Here is a 15,925-nt window from a genome sequence, read left to right as displayed (position 1 = left end):
CCCTCCCCCTCCGACCTCCCGACCTCCTCCGGTGACGGAGCCGTCGCCGTGCCCTCGCCGCCCGACGCCCCCGGGCCGAGTCCGGGGAAGGCCCTCGCCCGCGCCACGCTCGGGATCGGGGGCATGACGTGCGCGGCGTGCTCGACGCGCGCCGAGAAGGCGCTCCGCGCCGTGCCGGGCGTCCACGAGGCGACGGTCAACCTGGCGACGGAGCGGGCGACCGTCTCGTTCGACGCGGCCGAGACGACGCCCCTCGCGCTGGCGGAGGCGGTCCAGCGCACGGGGTACGACGTGCGGACGGAGGAGGTCACGTTCGCCGTCGGCGGGATGACGTGCGCGGCGTGCGTCGGCCGCGTCGAGAAGGCGCTGCGAGGAGCGGACGGCGTCGTCGAGGCGTCGGTGAACCTCGCGACCGAGCGCGCGCGCGTGCGGTACTCGGCCGGGACCGACGTGGAGACGCTGTACGAGGCCGTCCGGCGGACGGGCTACGACGTGGTCGAGCCCGAGGCCGGCGTCTCAGCCGCCGATGCCGAGCAGGAGGCGCGGGCGCGCGACCGCCACCAACTCCAGCGGCGGCTGGGGTGGGCGGCCGGGCTCACGCTCCCGCTCTTCCTCCTCGAGATGGTCCCGATGGCGATCCCCGGCGGGATGGCGTGGATCGACGGGCTGATCCCCATGCAGACGCGGTGGCTCGTCGCCTTCGCGCTTGCGACGGCCGTCCAGTTCGGGCCGGGCTGGCGGTTCTACCGGGCGGGGTGGGCCGCGGCCCGGCACGGGGCGCCCGACATGAACACGCTCGTCGCGCTCGGGACGACGGCGGCCTACGGGTACTCCGTCGTCGCGACGTTCCTGCCCGGCGCGCTGCCCGCGGGCGCCGTTCACGTCTACTACGAGGCGTCGGCGACGATCATCACGCTGATCTTGCTGGGCAAGTGGTTCGAGGCGAGGGCGAAGGGGCAGACCTCGGACGCCGTCCGCGCGCTCCTCGGGCTCCGCGCCGAGACGGCCCGCGTCGTCCGCGACGGCCAGGACACCGAGGTGCCGGTCGAGGAGGTGGCCGTGGGCGACGTCGTCCGCGTGCGGCCCGGCGAGAAGGTGCCCGTCGACGGCGTGGTCACGGAGGGGACGAGCTACGTCGACGAGTCGATGGTGACGGGCGAGCCGGTCCCGGTCGAGAAGGGCGAGGGCGCCGAGGTCGTGGGCGGGACGGTCAACCAGGCCGGGTCGCTCCTCGTCCGGACGACTCGCGTCGGGGCCGACACCGTCCTCGCCCAGATCGTTCAGCTCGTGGGGGAGGCGCAGGCGTCGCGCCCGGCGATCCAGGCCCTCGCCGACCGGGTCGTGGCGGTGTTCGTGCCGATCGTGCTCGTGATCGCGGCGGCCGTGTTCGCCGTGTGGCTGGCCGTGGGTCCGAGCCCGGCGCTGACGTACGCGCTCGTCGCGGCGGTGAGCGTGCTGATCATCGCGTGCCCGTGCGCGATGGGGCTCGCGACGCCCGTCTCGGTCATGGTCGGGACGGGGAAAGCGGCCGAGCTGGGCGTCCTGTTCCGGAAGGGCGAGGCGCTCCAGACGCTGTTCGAGGCCGACGTCGTCGCCCTCGACAAGACGGGGACGCTGACCGAGGGGCGGCCGACGCTCACCGACGTGGCGCTAGCAGCGGACGCCGACCTAGACGAGGCCGACCTGCTCCGGCTCGTGGCCGCCGTCGAGGTCCCGAGCGAGCACCCCGTCGGCGCGGCCATCGTGCGGGCGGCCGACGAGCGGGGGCTGAGCGTGCCCAACGCTGCTGACTTCGAGGCCGTGCCCGGCTTTGGGGTGCGCGGCACGGTGGAGGGCCGCCGCGTCGAGGTCGGGGCCGACCGGTTCATGGCCCGCCTCGGCGTCGACGTCGGCCCACTCGCCGATGCGGCCGGCCAGCTGGCGGACGCCGGCAAGACGCCGCTCTACGCCGCCGTCGACGGTCGGCTCGCGGCGGCCCTCGCCGTCTCGGACCCCGTCAAGCCCACGACGCCCGCGGCCATCGCCGCGCTCCACGACGCCGGCTTGCGCATCGCGATGATCACGGGCGACAACCGGGGCACGGCCGAGGCCGTCGCGCGGCGGCTCGGGATCGACGAGGTGCTCGCGGAGGTGCTCCCGGCCGACAAGGCCGAGGCCGTCCGCCAGCTCCAATCCGAGGGCGGGGCGGGCGGCGGCCCGGCCCACGTCGCGTTCGTCGGCGACGGGATCAACGACGCGCCCGCGCTCGCCCAGGCCGACGTCGGCGTCGCCATCGGGACCGGGACCGACGTGGCCATCGAGGCGGCCGACGTGGTCCTCATGCGGGGCGACCTCACGGCGCTCGTCGAGGCCCGGGCGCTGAGCGCGGCCACGCTCCGGAACGTGAAGCAAAACCTGTTCTGGGCCTTCGCCTACAACGTCGTCCTGATCCCGGTCGCGGCGGGCGTGCTCTACCCCGCGCTGGGCGTCCTGCTCTCGCCGGTCCTGGGCGCGGCGGCGATGGGCTTGTCCTCGGTCTTCGTGCTCACGAACGCCCTCCGGCTCCGCCGCTTCCAGCCCCCGGTCGTCGCCACCGTGTAACGCTCCGGCGGTCGCCGCGTTTGTCCAGGAAAGCGCCCCCCATGTCCCCCTCTCCGACCCTGCTCGAATCGACACTCGCCTCCCAGGGCGAGGCGCTCGTCGGCTACGTCCGCGGGCGGCTCGGGCCGGAGGCGGCCGAGGACGTGGTCCAGGACGCGCTCGTGCGCGCCGTAGAGTCCGCGCCTCCGATGGACGACGAGGCCGACCTCACGCGGTGGCTCTGGCGCGTCGTCCGCAACGCGACCGTCGACGCCCACCGCCGGTCCGAGGCCGCCGCGACGCGCGAGGCGGCTTACGCTGCCGAGCAGCCCGACGCGGAGCCCCCGCCGGGCGAGGAGGCCCGCCTGTGCGCGTGCTACCGGCCGCTCCTGGACGGGCTCCCGGCGCAGTCCGCCGAGGTCCTCCGGGCCGACCTCGACGGCGAGCCCGCGGGCGCGCTGGCGGAGCGGCTGGGCATCAGCGCGGGCGCGCTCCGGGTCCGCCGCCACCGTGCCCGGGCCGCGCTCCGGGCCCGCCTCGACCTCGCCTGTCGGGCGTGCGCGGGCTGCCTCGACTGCACGTGTGCCCGGCCAGACCCCTCGACCGACTCCGTTTCACCACCCCCCAACACCATGAACGAGACCCAGACCCCCGGCACCCTCCGCTTCCAGATCGAGGGCATGACCTGCGGCGGCTGCGTCGCCGGGGCCACGCGCGCGCTCGAGCGGACGCCCGGCGTGACGGTCGAGCAGCTCACGCTCGACGGCCCGGCCGTCGTCCGCCTCTCCGACGGCGCCGACCGCGAGGCCGTCCGCGGCGCCGTCGAGGGCGCCGGCTTCCGGCCCGTCTTCGGCGACGCGACGGACGCGGCCTGAGCGCCCGGACCGCGGCCTGAGAACCTTAAAAGGCGGTCAGGTCCCCGGCCCTCGCCGATCCACGAGGCCCCGGGCGGGTAGACCGTCCGGGGCCTCGTCGCGTCCGTCAGCGCGCGAGCCCCCTCCTCTCACACCCCCCTTCCTCCATGTCGTACGGCCGCTTCTTCGCCATGATCATCACGTCGGCGGTCGTGATGTTCGTCCTCATGTACTCGACGGTCTACTCGCTCGACCACGTGTGGTGGAGCGACACGAAGCTCTTCATGGCGCTCTACATGGGGGCCACGATGGCCGTCATAATGCTGGCGTTCATGCTGAAGATGTACGAGAACGAGAAGGTGAACGCGGCCATCTTCGGCGGGAGCGCCGTCCTCTTCGCGCTCGGCCTGTGGCTGGCCCAGAGCCAGGCGACGGTCCAGGACGTCGACTGGATGAAGGCGATGATCCCCCACCACTCGATCGCGATCATGACGAGCGAGCGGGCCGAGATCTCCGACTCCCGCGTGCGGCGCCTCGCCGACGAGATCATCCTGGCCCAGAAGCGGGAGATCGCCGAAATGGAGGCGCTGATCGGTGACCTCGAGGGGTCCGACGTCCCGGGCGCGCCGATCCCGCCGAGCGTGCCGCCGGTCGAGGGCGGCTCGGAGGACCTTCCGGAGGCCCCCGTCCTCGCGGTCGGCGCGAGCCCGTTTCGGGGCGACATCCTGGTCCTCGACCGCGTCGCCGTCGAGTCCGACGCGTGGGTGGTGGTCCACCCCGAGGCGGCGGCTGGCGGGCCGGACGCCGGCCGGATCGTCGGGCGGTCGTTCGTGATGCACGGGACGACCGAGCGCGTGCCCGTCGACCTCGACGCGGCGCCGACGGGGACGCTCTACGTAATGCTCCACGACGACACGGGCGAGGTCGGCCGGTTCGAGTTCGGGACGGGGGACCTCGACCCGCCGCTCACGGACGGCGGCCAGCCGGTCGTCGAGGCCGTCGTGGCCCGGTAGCTCAGGCCGCAGGCTGGCGGGCGCGGAGCGGGCGGTCGAGGAGCATGGGGAGTCCCTGGACCGCCGCGGCGCCGAGGAACGCGGCCTCCCGCGCGCCCGGCACGGCGATGAGCGCGACGACCATGATGGCGTTGAGGAGCGCGGCGAGGCCGTAGAGCGCCCGTCGCGTGCCGCCGTGGGCGACGCCCGCGCTGAACGCGAACCCGAGCGCGCCGACGAGGAACCAGAGGTGGAAGAGGCGGCGTGCTGGAGCCCGGCGGCGTCGAACAGGCCGCCGTCCGATTCTCCATGGCCGGACCTGCCGCTCGTGGGATCTGACGCGGACGCGCTGACGGCTCCGCCAGCGGAGTCGGCGGGGGCCGCGGTCTCATCCGGTGTGGCCTGCGCCTCCGTGCCGCCCGCCTCGGCATGACCGCCGTCCGGGTGCGGGTGGTCGCCTGAGCCGTCCCCAGCGCCGTCGTTCGGGCCGGGGTCTCCGCCGTGGCCGCCGTCGGGGTGGGCGTGCCCGCCGCCGTCCGAGCCCTCTGCGCTGGCGGTCGCGGGCGTGCCCGCTGAGTAGGCCGGGCCGTCGTGGTGCCCGGGCTCCCCGTGGCTCGGGGCGCCCGCGGAGGCGCCGCCGTGCCTGGACCCGCTGTGGGTGTGTCCGCCCCCCGAGGCGGCGACGCCGACGTTGGCCGCGAGGGCGGCGACCACCAGGCCGACCCAGACCCAGTGGTGGGCGTCCGTCCGGCGGCGGGCGGCGAGGGCCGCGGTCAGGACAACGGGCGGGAGCATGAGGAGCGCCCAGACGGCGACGATGGAGCCGAACACGCTCAGCCCCAGAAGCTCGGTGCCCGCGACGCCCATCGCGTGCGTGGCGAGGTAGCCCGCGGTCGTGGTGAGACCCCAGGCGGCGAGGAGGGACTGGTCGGTCATGGGTCGGGGGGACAGACGAGAAACGGCGCGGCCCCGCGTCGAGGCCGCGCCGTCGGAGCGGCGAGCGGGGCGGGTCTAGGCCGTCGCGCCCTGAGGCATGGCGTCGAGGAGCGCCCGGCAGGCGTCGGCGCACTCGCGGCAGCACTCCATGCACACGCGGCAGTGCTCGTGCATGTCGGCGTGCTCCTCGCACTCGTCGGCGCAGGCGTCGCAGGCGGCGACGCAGGCCTGGAGCTGGGCGCGGAGGATCGCGTCGTTGGGTTGGGTCTGGCGCGAGAGGACGCGGCCGGTCGTGGCGCAGACGTCGGCGCAGTCGAGGTTCGTCCGGATGCAGGCCGTGAGGTCCATGTCCGAGTCCTCGGCGAGGCAGGCGTCGGCGCACGACGTGCAGCACTGCTCGCAGGCGAAGGCGCTGTTGACGAGCGCGACGACCTTGTCGAGCTGGTCCGAGGGGTCGGAGTGCTTCGAGAGCATGTCCTGGGTGCGCATGGGGAGAGGGGTATGTGAGAAGGGGGTGCCGGGTGGCCCTCGTTGCACGGAGCGACGGCCCCCGCGTTCGGCGGCCGAACCTTAAATCGCTCACAGGTTGGCCGGAGGGGCCCCGTTGTCCGTCCCCTACGCGCCGTTCAAGGAGCGCCCGGGGCGGTGCGAGTCGTAGCTGCTCGAGGTACGATTCCGCCGAGGAGCCGGCGCCGCTCGCTGGGTCAAGCGCACAGTCCCACTTCCCTCAGATAGAAACCCGCGGCATGATGCCGGACGGCCCGGATAGCGCGGAGCGAGTCACGCCGCGCAGCAACTGAGCCGCCCGACGTCCTTCCGGAACGTGAGCGCGGTGAGCTTGACGGCCTCGGAGAGCGTGAGGTACGGGTGGAAGGCGTCGGCGAGCTGCCGGGTCGTGATCCCGTGCCGGATGGCGAGGGCCACCTCCATGAGGAGCTCGGCCCCCTCGGGGGCCAGGACCCGGGCGCCGAGGAGCCGGTCGGTCTCGCGGTCGCGGACGAGCGTGAGGTGGCCCCGCGTGTCCCGGGCGGCGAGCGCGCGGGGGACGTACTCCATCGCGAGCGTCGTCGCCTCGGCGTCGAACCCCGCGGCCTCGGCCTGGGCGAGGTCGAGGCCGACGCCCGCGAGCTGGGGATCGGTGAAGACGACCCACGGGAGCGCCGTGTAATCGGCCTCGGCGTCGTGACCCTCGCGGGCGTTCCGGGCCGCGAGCGCGCCCTCGTACGCCGCGGTGTAGACGAACATATTGTCGCCGAGGACGTCGCCAGCCCCGTACACGCCGTTGGCCGAGGTACGGAGCGCGGCGTCGACGGGGAGGAACCCGCGGGCGTCGGGGGCGACGCCGACGGCCTCCAGGCCCAGGCCCTCGGTGTTGCCGCGGCGGCCCGTCGCGAGGAGGAGGTGCGAGCCGCGGACCTCGCCGGGTGCCCCGTCGGTCTCGAAGGCGACGACGGTCTCCGTCCCCTCGCGCCGGACAGATCGGAGGGCGACGCCGGTGCGGACGTCGACGCCGTCGGCCCGGAGGAAGGCGGTGAGCGGGTCGGTGAGCGCGGCGTCCTCGGCGGGGAGGATCCGGTCGGACCGCTGGAGGAGCGTGACCGGCACGCCGAGGCGAGCGAATGCCTGGGCCGCCTCGACGGCCACGTACCCGCCGCCGAGCACGACGAGGTGGTCGGGGGCCTCGGCGAGGTCCCAGAGCGTGTCGTTCGTGAGGTACCCGGCCTCGGCGAGGCCGGGGACGTCGGGGACGAACGTCCGGGCGCCGGTCGCGACGAGGACGGACCGGGCGCGGAGCGCGGGGCGGCCCTCGACCTCTACCGTGTGGAGCCCGTCGCCCGCGAGGGGGCCGCCCTCGCGCCCCGCCAGCCGGGCGCGGCCAGCGACGAGGTCGACGGCGTCGTCGGCCCCCGCGACGTCGACGTACTTCGTCTGGCGGAGGTCGGCGACGAGGGCGCGGACCTGGGCGAGGACGGCGCCGAAGTCGGCGACGCGGCCCGTCGTCTCGACCCCGTCGAACGCGTCCCGCTGGGCGCGGTGGACGGCCTCGGCCGCGCGGATGATCGCTTTCGAGGGCACGCAGCCCACGTTCACGCACGTCCCGCCGATGGGCAGTCCGTCGTTGACGATGGCGGTGCGGCCCCCGAGCTCCGACGTCTTGAGCGCGGCGGCGAAGGCGGCCGAGCCGCCCCCGACCACGACGAGGTCGTACGCCCCCTCGGGGAGCGGGCCCGGTTCGGCGGGCGGGCGGGGCGAGGGCGCACCGTCGCCGGACGGGGAGGGCGGCGCGTCGGGCGGGGCGCCGTACCCGGTGGTGGGCCCTGAGGCGGGGGGCGCCCCGGTCGGTGCTTCGGCGTCGAGCGCGGCGCGGTAGCCCGCAGCCTCGACGGCGGCCACAAGGTCACCGGGGCGAGCGGGCTCGTCGGCGTCGAGCGCGATGTCGGCCCGGCCGGACTCCCAGCCGGGGACCTCGGCCGAGGCCACGCCGGGGAGGGCCTCGAGGGCCTCGGTGACGTGGCGGGCGCAGCCGGCGCAGGTCATCCCGCCGACGGTGAGCGTCAGGGTCTCGGGCGTCGGCGCGTCAGGCATCGGTAGCGGGAGTCGTAGGGTAGCCCGCGGCCGTCGTCGCCGCCATGAGGTCGGCGACCGTGGCCCGGGTGGGGTCGAACGAGACGACGGCGCGGGGCGGCTCGAACGAGACCTCGGCCGCATCGACGCCGTCGACGTTCAGGAGCGCCCGCTCCACGGTTACGTCGCACGAGGCGCACGACATGCCCTCGACAGCGAGGACCACCTGGGCCGTCGCGAGGGGGGCGTCCGTGGTGAGCACGGTCGGGGCCGGCGGCCCGCTGGCGGCGCGGACGATCCACGGGGAGGCGAGGAGGAGGACGACCGCAAGCACGCCCACGCCGAGGATGGCGCGGCGCGTGCGAGGCTGGACGGCGTCCTCCTCGCAGTCGCAGTCGACACCCGTTAGCCGGGCCACACGCCACTCGCGCCAGGCCACGAAGCCCAGCGCGCCCACTGCGACGGCGATGAAGAGCGGCCGGTAGGGCTCGAAGGCGGTGAGCGAGCTGACCCACGCGCCGCCGACGCCGAGCGAGACGAGGAGGAGCGGGACGGTGCAGCAGGCGCTCGCGGCGATGGCCGCGCCGATCGCGGCGGCCACGCCCCAGCGGGCGCCCCGGTCGGCGGCAGGGTCAGGAGGAGTCGTCATTGTGGCGGAGGGCGTCGAGGATGGGGCAGGGGTCGGTCGAGGCGTGGTCGCGGCAGGCCGCGATGAGCCCGTCGAGGGTGTCGCGGATCCGCTCGAGGTAGTGGATTTTGTCGGCGACGTCGGCGCGGTGGGCCTCGGCTTGCGCGCGGACGTCGTCGCACGGGTCGCCAGGCGCGACGGCGAGCGCGAGAAGCCCGGCGATCTCGTCGAGCGAGAACCCCAACTCCTGGGCGCGGTGGACGAACCGGAGCCGCTCGACATCAGCGGGCCCGTAGACGCGGTACCCCTTGGCGGTCCGAGCGGGCTCGGGGAGGATCCCGACGCGCTCGTAGTAGCGGACGGCGGAGGGGGTGACGCCGGCCGACCGCGCGAGCGCGATTCGCGTGAGCGACACGGGTCAGGAACCGAGGCCCGCGGCGCGGAGCCCGGCCTCGCTCACCCCCCCGTCGCGACAACACGCCGCGAGGGCGCCGTCGACGGCGACCGCAGGGACCGACCGGACGCCGAGGCGTGCGGCCTCAGCCGCCACGGCCTCGTCATGGAGGGGACGGAGCGTCACGGTGTCGTCCGGGCCGGCGAGGCGTCGGACGAGGTCGACGGCGTCGGCGCAGAGGGGGCAGTCGGCGGTGAAGACCTCGATGGAGCGGGGCGTCGTCAAGGGAACGGGGGCGGGTCGGTTCCACAGGGTAGGGCCTGAACCCCGGTGCAGGGACCTTCACATGCGAGCTCCATCTCGCAGAGCCCTACGGGGAGCGCTCGCGGCCGTCGCAGAGGCGCGGCCGACGACAGGGCGAGGGGGGGCTCGGCGCCAATGGGGCGCCGCGGCTACGCGCGGCCCGTTGGCCAGTCGTGGCCGGACTGGTGGACAATGGCGCGGAGAAGCCGCCGCTGCCGCCCGCGCTGGCCGGCGGCTTCCGCCAGCGCGACGTCGGCGTCGGCGGCCGGCCGGGAGAGATCGGAGGCCGGCGGCGGCGGCGGGGCGTCCTCGGACGGGCTGACGAGCGAGCCCCGGACCGTCCCGAGGTAGTCGTCGAGGGCGGCCTCGACCGAGCCGAGGGCCGTGCCGTCGGGCCGGTCGGCCTCGGGGAGCCCGTGGCGGAGGAGGAGCGCGGCGTCGCTGAGCGCGGCGAGGTGGGGGGCCAGGGCCGTCCGGGCCTCGTCGCTCTCGAAGTAGTGGAGGACGGGGTAGACGAGGTGGCGCTCGGCGTGGAGCGTGAGGTCTGCGGCGACCGACTCGAGCTGGCGCTCCAGGCTGGGGCTCGGGGCCTTGGCCGCGATCGCGGCGCCCGTCGGCCCGAGCGAGTGGATCCGCCCGGCGAGCGACCGCTTCTGGGCGACCGCTTGCACGACCGGCAAGAGGTACGTGATCGCGAGCGTTACGAGGAAGAGGCCCGAGAACGAGGCGACGGCCGTGAGGACGCGCCACGTGGGACCGGCGGGGACGAAGTCGCCGTTGCCGAGCGTGAAGAGCGTGAATCCGACGAAGTAGACGCGGGCGGGGAGGTCGGCCGGGGCCTGGGAGGAGGCGTCGACGACGGCGCCGGCGTCGCTCGCGAACACGAGCGTCCACCCGGCCCAGAGGAGGAGGGTCCACGCCACGGGGACGGCGGCGAGGATCGTCCCCCCGGCGGCCCGGCGCGGGAGGCCGTGGGCGGGCCCCCGCCCGAGGAGGGCCCAGAGGCCCGCCGAGAGGGCGCTCGTGACCGGCGCCCCGCCCTGGGCCGAGAGCGTGGTCTTGACGACGTCGTAGAGGGCGACGAGGACGAGGGCCGCCCCGAGGACGGCGAGGGCGACGGACATGGGCTAGTCGACGGAGAGGCGGCGGGCGTTGACGGCGACCACGACCGTCGACAGGCTCATGAGCACGGCCCCGACGGCGGGCGAGAGGATCACGCCCCACGGGGCGAGGGCGCCGGCCGCGAGCGGGATCGCGACGACGTTGTAGCCGGCGGCCCACCATAGGTTCTGGACCATCTTCCGGTACGTCGCCCGCGCGAGGGCGATGACGCGGACGGCCGCCCGGGGGTCGCTCTTGACGAGGACCACGTCGGCCGTCTCGACGGCCACGTCCGTCCCGGCCCCGACCGCGAGCCCCACGTCGGCCGTCGCGAGGGCGGGCGCGTCGTTGACGCCGTCGCCGGTCATGGCCACGACGCGGCCCTCGGCCTGGAGCGCGCGGATGACCGCGCTCTTCTGATCTGGGAGGACCTCGGCGATGACCCGGTCGATCTCGAGCTGGCGGGCCACGTGCTCGGCCACCTCGCGCTTGTCGCCGGTGAGCATGACGGCCGTGAGCCCGAGGTCGTGGAGCCGGTCGATGGCCTCCTTCGACTCGGGCCGGACGACGTCGGCGAGCGCGAGCGCGCCGAGGAGCGCCCCGCCCCGCACCACCCAGACGACCGTCTGCCCCTCGCGCCCGAGCGCGTCGCCGCGCTGGCGGAGCGCGTCGGGGACCCCGACACCGGCGTCCGCCAGCGCGCCGGGGCTCAGGACCTCGACGGTCTCGCCGCCGACGACGGCGCGGACGCCCTTGCCGGTCATGGCCTCGAAGCCCGAGACGTCGGGGAGCGCGAGCCCGCGGTCGCGGGCCGAGCGGACGACGCCGGCGGCGATGGGGTGCTCGCTGCCGCCCTCGACGGCGGCGGCCGTGGTGAGGAGGTCGTCCTCGGCCACGCCGGGGGCCGGGAGCACGTCGGTGACGCCGAACCGGCCCTCGGTGAGGGTGCCGGTCTTGTCGAACACGAGCGTGTCGAGGTCGCGGGCCCGCTCGAACGCCGCCCGGTCGCGGACGAGGAGCCCATTCCGAGCCGAGATCGAGGTCGAGACGGCGACGACGAGGGGGATGGCGAGTCCGAGCGCGTGGGGGCACGCGATGACCATGACGGTCACGGCCCGCTCGATGACGAACGAGAGGGGGACGTCGGCCAGGAGGAGCCACCCGGCGAACGTGAGCGCGCCGACGGTGATCGCCGTAACGGTGAGGTAGAACGCGGCGCGGTTGGCGAGGTCCTGCGTCCGGCTCTTCGAGGCCTGCGCCTCGCGGACGAGCGTGACGACCTGGTTGAGGTAGGCATCGGCGCCGGTCTTCGTGACCTCGACCGTAAGGGCGCCGGTCCCGTTGACCGAGCCCGCGATGAGGTCGTCGCCCGGGGCCTTCTCGACGGGGACCGACTCGCCGGTGAGGGCGGCCTGGTTGACGGCCGACGTGCCTTCCAGGACGGTCCCGTCGGCGGGCACCTTCTCGGACGCCTTGACGAGGATCCGGTCGCCGGGGCGGAGCGCGGCCGTGGGCACGTCCTCCGTCTCGCCCGAGGCGGTGAGCCGGTGGGCCTCGTCGGGCATGAGCCGGGCCAGCTCCTCGAGCGCCCGGCTGGCCCCCATCACGCTCCGCATCTCGACCCAGTGCCCGACGAGCATGAGGTCGATGAGCGTGGCGGTCTCCCAGAAGAAGAGGTTGCCCTCCAGCCCGAACACGACGGCGATGGAGTAGACGAACGCGACCGAGATGGCGAGGGCCACGAGCGTCATCATGCCCGGTCGCCGGTCTGCGATCTCGTCGCGGGCGCCCGTGAGGAAGGGCCTGCCGCCGTAGAGGTAGACGGCCGTGCCGAGGACGGTGAGGATCCAGACGTCGCCGGGGAACCGCCAGTCGACCCCCGCCCACATCTGGAGCATCGGGCTGAGGGCGAGGATCGGGACGGTGAGCCCGAGGCAGACCCAGAACCGCCGCTTGAAGTCCTCGACCATCATCGCGTGGTGGTCGTGGTGGCCCCCTCCCCCACCGTGGCCGCCGTGGTCCATCGCCGCGTGGTCCATCCCGGCGTGTCCGTCGTGGGGCGCAGGGGCGGGGTCGGCCGCCTCGTGCGCGTGCTCGGCGTGGTCGTGCTCTTCGACAGCCCCTTCGTGGCCGTCGTCGTGGGAGCCGTGGGGGCCTTCGTGAGCGGCTTCTCGGAGCTCGGCCTGCTTGAGACCGGGGCGGTCGGCGGCGTCGGGGTCCATCGCGGTGAGCGTTCGGGGATGGGCGAACGTCGGCGACAGGCGTCCGGGTCGCGCTCGACCCCTTAAATCCCTGTCAGGTGGCGTCTGGGCCTCTACCCTCGGACCCGCCGGACGGCGCGGGTGAGCGCGCGGTCGGCCCGCTGTGTCCAGGGCCGCCGGGGCCGTGCGTATCGTTCGGGGAGCCCGACGGCGGCCGCCCTCGCCACGAGGGCCGTCGTGAGGGCCTCCCCCTCCCCGACGACGGCGGGCATGTACTCGCGGACGCCCCCGTTCTCGGCCTCGTACCACGGCGACGGCATCCGGAGCGCCCGGCGGTCGCCGCCGGGCTCGCGCTCGTAGAGCGGGTTGAGCGCGAGGCGGCCCGCGGCGTGGGGCCACCCGCCCGGTCCCGCGTCGAGGGGGCCGTGGTCGCGGAGCAGGCAGTCGGGGTCGCCTTTCGTGGCCGCGATCGCGAGCCACTTGGCTCCGTCGACGTCGGCGTCGGGTCCGGAGAGGTCGGGGCCGAGCCCCTCGCGGTAGTGGGCGAACACGGCGTCGTCGGAGGTGACGCGGACGTGCCACCCGTCGAAGAGGGCGCGGTAGGCGTCGGGCGCCAGCTCGTGGCCGTCCGGCGAGCCGACGAGCGCGTTGCCGACGGTCGGGAAGAGGAGCGGGCCGCCGGCCGAGACGCGGTCCAGCTCGGCGACCGCGCCCCCCTTGTCTCGGACGTAGTGGAAGGCGTCGGAGCAGACGGCGGCCCCGAAGGCGGCGTCGGCGAACGGGAGAGGCCGCGAGGCGTCGGCGCAGACGAACGCGGCCCCCGGCGCCACGTAGTGGCGGGCGAGCCACGCCTGGTGGACGTTCTGGTCGAGCCCGACGACGGCCCGGCCGAGGGCGGAGAGGGTGTGGGCGAGGTGGCCGTACCCGCACGCGAGGTCGAGGACCGGCGAGGCGTCGGCCGGGAGGGCGGAGACGAGCCCGAGCGTGGCGAGGTGGCGGGGCGTCCCGAACCGGAAGAAGAAGTAGTTGAAGGGGTCGTAGACCTCCGGGGCGTGGAGGTAGAAGGTGGCGAGCCAGTCCTCGGCCGTGAGCCCGTCGCGGTGGCGGAGCATGGCGTGGACGCGGCGACGGCGGAGCGCGAGGCCCGCGGACCGGAGCGGCCCCAGGAGCGAGAGGCGGCGCCCGGCCCCGACCCGGTTGAGGGGCCACGGGCAGAGCGGCGCGGCGAGGAGATCGACGAGGGCGCCGAGCGCCCGGCCCGCTTCGACCGCAGAGACGACGGCCGCCACGTCGGGGCCGGGCGCGAGGACGAGGTCGTCGGCGATGGAGCGGCGGTCGAGTCGGCCGGTGCGGAGGATGGGGACGCCGTCGAGGACGGGGTAGTCCGCGGCGCAGGGGCACCGGAGGACGCCGCAGTCGCCCGCCTCGGGGTCGGGCTGGGGAACGCGGTCGAGGGAGAGCGCGGCGCCGCACGCGGGGCAGCGGAGGAGCGGGGTGAGGGCGTCGAGGGTCACGGTCGCGCCGGAGGGGTGCCCCCGAACCACGCGACGTTCGGACTCGACGCCCCTTAAAAGACGCTCAGATGACGCCCCGGTCCCGCTTGTTACCGCCCCGAGGACCAGTGGACGGCCGCGACGCGCCAGCCCTCGGCCGTCCGCTCCATCACCAGCAGCTCGGCCATCTGGGCGTCGCCGACCCGCTGGGTGGAGGCGACCCAGGCGGCGTCGCCCGCGACGGTCGTGCGGCGGAAGAGGGGCTCGGGCTGGGCGCCCGAAAGGAACTCGGCGTCGCGGGCGAAGTGGCCGCCGAGGTACTCGTTCCGGGCCTCGGCGCGGCCGGCCTCCAGGATGACGGCGTCGGGCGTGAGGATCGCCATGACCCCCTGGCGGTCGCCGGCCGCGAGGGCGGCGTGGAACCGGTCGGCGGTCGCGGAGGCGTCGAACTCGGCCTGACCGACGGTGGGCGTGGCCGGGCGCTCGTCGCCGAGGCGGGCGCCCGCGTTCCGGCGCTGCATGGCGACGCCCTCGGCGTGGTCCATCGCGCCGTGGTCCATCGCGCCGTGATCCATCCCGTCCGTCGAGCCGTCGCCCATCCCGGGCATCCCCCCCGGCATGGCCTCCATCATCCGTCGCAGCTCGGGGTCGGCCATCGCGCGCATGTGGACGGCCGGCGTCGCGAGGAGGCGGCGGTGGACGGCCTCGAAGCGGGCCATGACGTCGGCGCGCTCGGCCTCGGTCATCGCGCCCATCCGCTCGCGCATCCGGGCCATCATGGCGTCGGAGTCCATCTGGCCGTGGTCCATCCCGGCGTGGTCCATGCCCTCGTGGCCCATCGCGCCGTGGTCCATGTCGGGCATCACCTCGGCCATGAGCGCCCGCATCTCGGCGTCGGCGCGCATGGCCGCGTGGATCTCGGGGTCCGCCATCATGCGCAGGTGGAGGGCCATGAGGGCGTCGTGGCTCATGGCGCCGTGGCCCATCTGGGAGTGGTCCATCTGTCCGTGGTCCGTCCGGTTGTGCCCGCCGTGGTCTTGGGCGAGGGCGGCGGGGGCCGCCAGCAGCGCGGCGGCGAGGAGCAGGGGGCGTGTCATCGGAGGGGGGGCTGGGGTGGACGGTGGGGGTCAGCGCCAGAGGCGGACGCCGACGACGAACAGGCCCTCGGACGTGGGCTCGCCGTCGGCGCGGGCGAAGCCGGCGGCCCCGCCGAAGCGCTGGAGGAACGAGACACCGACGTAGGGGGCCACCTCGCGTTTGATCTCGTAGCGGAGGCGGAGGCCGGCCTCGACGGCGTTCAGGCCGGAGCCGACGTCCCAGTCCTCGACCTCCTGGAGCGCGAGCGTGACCTCGGCCTCGGGCTGGAGCACGAGCCGCTGGGTGAGGAGGAGGTCGTAGGAGCCCTCGAGCCGCGCCGAGAGGTCGCCTTTGTACGAGAGGAAGACGAACGGCTCGACCTCGAAGAAGTAGGGCGCGAGCCCCTCGAGGCCGACCGCGAGCTGGGGCCGCGCGCGGAGGCCGCCCTCGCCGACCTCGGTGTCGAGGCGGACGCCGGCCTGGGCCTCGAAGTAGGGCGTGACGAGGCGGCTGTAGAGGGCCTGGACCTCGGCCTCGCCCTCCCCTTCGGAGATCAGCCCCTCGCCCTCGGCGCGGAGGAAGAGCCGGTTCCGGTCGGCCCCGACGCGGTAGAACCCCTCGAGCCGCCCCGGGAGCCCCGCGGCGGCCGGGGCCACCTCGAACACGTCGAGCAGGGCGAGGGCGTAGACGGCGGGCGGGTGGGCGGCGCCGGGCACGAAGTGGGGGTACTCGGGGAACGGCGCGTCGTCGTGCTGGGCGGCCGCGGGACCGGCCGCGAGGGCGAGGAGGGCCAGGGCGGAGAGGAGGCGGGGCATGGGGGTG

13 protein-coding genes and 2 pseudogenes are annotated in these 15,925 nt (G+C 75.2%); 4 read left to right on the top strand and 11 right to left on the bottom strand.

Annotated features, from left to right (window positions below; all coding sequences use genetic code 11):
* Positions 1-48 precede the first annotated feature (48 nt).
* The 4 genes and pseudogenes from BSZ37_RS07780 to BSZ37_RS22845 all read left to right on the top strand — a co-directional run bounded on the left by BSZ37_RS07780 (position 49) and on the right by BSZ37_RS22845 (position 4,426).
* Positions 49-2,580 (top strand): heavy metal translocating P-type ATPase, encoded by a 2,532-nt coding sequence (locus BSZ37_RS07780; protein ID WP_095510008.1) that lies wholly within the window; start codon positions 49-51, stop codon positions 2,578-2,580.
* 41 nt (positions 2,581-2,621) lie between these two features.
* Positions 2,622-3,434 (top strand): sigma-70 family RNA polymerase sigma factor, encoded by an 813-nt coding sequence (locus tag BSZ37_RS07775; RefSeq protein WP_095510007.1) that lies wholly within the window; start codon positions 2,622-2,624, stop codon positions 3,432-3,434.
* Between the two features lie 146 nt (positions 3,435-3,580).
* A pseudogene (locus tag BSZ37_RS22790) lies at positions 3,581-4,021 on the top strand (DUF305 domain-containing protein); the annotation flags it as partial.
* A gap of 33 nt (positions 4,022-4,054) precedes the next feature.
* Positions 4,055-4,426, top strand: a complete 372-nt coding sequence (locus BSZ37_RS22845) for a DUF7282 domain-containing protein (protein WP_425442614.1) — start codon at positions 4,055-4,057, stop codon at positions 4,424-4,426.
* A 1-nt stretch (position 4,427) separates the two neighbouring features.
* Here the strand turns inward: BSZ37_RS22845 and BSZ37_RS22625 are convergent, their stop codons facing one another.
* The 11 genes and pseudogenes from BSZ37_RS22625 to BSZ37_RS07715 all read right to left on the bottom strand — a co-directional run bounded on the left by BSZ37_RS22625 (position 4,428) and on the right by BSZ37_RS07715 (position 15,918).
* Positions 4,428-4,550 carry a hypothetical protein gene (locus tag BSZ37_RS22625; protein WP_281253019.1) on the bottom strand — a complete coding sequence of 41 codons (123 nt, stop codon included), beginning with the start codon at positions 4,548-4,550 and terminating at the stop codon, positions 4,428-4,430.
* 866 nt (positions 4,551-5,416) lie between these two features.
* The gene (locus BSZ37_RS07760) at positions 5,417-5,830 is read right to left on the bottom strand and encodes a four-helix bundle copper-binding protein (protein WP_095510004.1); all 414 of its coding nucleotides are present in this window, start codon (positions 5,828-5,830) and stop codon (positions 5,417-5,419) included.
* A 291-nt stretch (positions 5,831-6,121) separates the two neighbouring features.
* Complete coding sequence (gene merA / locus BSZ37_RS07755) at positions 6,122-7,927, bottom strand: mercury(II) reductase (RefSeq protein ID WP_095510003.1); 1,806 nt, start codon at positions 7,925-7,927, stop codon at positions 6,122-6,124.
* Between the two features lie 31 nt (positions 7,928-7,958).
* Positions 7,959-8,555: pseudogene (locus BSZ37_RS22785) on the bottom strand (mercuric transporter MerT family protein); the annotation flags it as partial.
* A complete protein-coding gene (locus tag BSZ37_RS07745; protein ID WP_095510001.1) occupies positions 8,539-8,949 on the bottom strand; it encodes a heavy metal-responsive transcriptional regulator in 411 nt (136 codons plus the stop codon). The pseudogene BSZ37_RS22785 and the gene BSZ37_RS07745, both read right to left, overlap by 17 nt.
* A 3-nt stretch (positions 8,950-8,952) precedes the next feature.
* Entirely contained in the window at positions 8,953-9,213 is a 261-nt protein-coding gene (locus BSZ37_RS07740) for a thioredoxin family protein (protein WP_095510000.1), read from the bottom strand.
* A gap of 167 nt (positions 9,214-9,380) precedes the next feature.
* On the bottom strand, positions 9,381-10,355 hold the full coding sequence (locus tag BSZ37_RS07735; protein WP_095509999.1) for a potassium channel family protein: 975 nt from the start codon (positions 10,353-10,355) through the stop codon (positions 9,381-9,383).
* Between the two features lie 3 nt (positions 10,356-10,358).
* Positions 10,359-12,554: a copper-translocating P-type ATPase gene (locus tag BSZ37_RS07730; protein ID WP_218830435.1), complete on the bottom strand. Its 2,196-nt coding sequence runs from the start codon at positions 12,552-12,554 to the stop codon at positions 10,359-10,361.
* Positions 12,555-12,646: 92 nt separating this feature from the next.
* Positions 12,647-14,047 carry a methyltransferase domain-containing protein gene (locus tag BSZ37_RS07725; RefSeq protein WP_143537589.1) on the bottom strand — a complete coding sequence of 467 codons (1,401 nt, stop codon included), beginning with the start codon at positions 14,045-14,047 and terminating at the stop codon, positions 12,647-12,649.
* Positions 14,048-14,136: 89 nt separating this feature from the next.
* Positions 14,137-15,123, bottom strand: coding sequence for a nuclear transport factor 2 family protein (locus BSZ37_RS21935; RefSeq protein ID WP_095509997.1), 987 nt, complete (start codon positions 15,121-15,123; stop codon positions 14,137-14,139).
* A 30-nt stretch (positions 15,124-15,153) separates the two neighbouring features.
* Positions 15,154-15,918 (bottom strand): copper resistance protein B, encoded by a 765-nt coding sequence (locus BSZ37_RS07715; RefSeq protein WP_095509996.1) that lies wholly within the window; start codon positions 15,916-15,918, stop codon positions 15,154-15,156.
* Between the last annotated feature and the right edge of the window lie 7 nt (positions 15,919-15,925).

The organism is Rubrivirga marina (assembly GCF_002283365.1).
In the GTDB taxonomy this organism is placed as follows: domain Bacteria; phylum Bacteroidota; class Rhodothermia; order Rhodothermales; family Rubricoccaceae; genus Rubrivirga; species Rubrivirga marina.
Note: the sequence above shows the minus strand (reverse complement) of the source record. Positions and strands in the feature narration are given on the sequence as shown.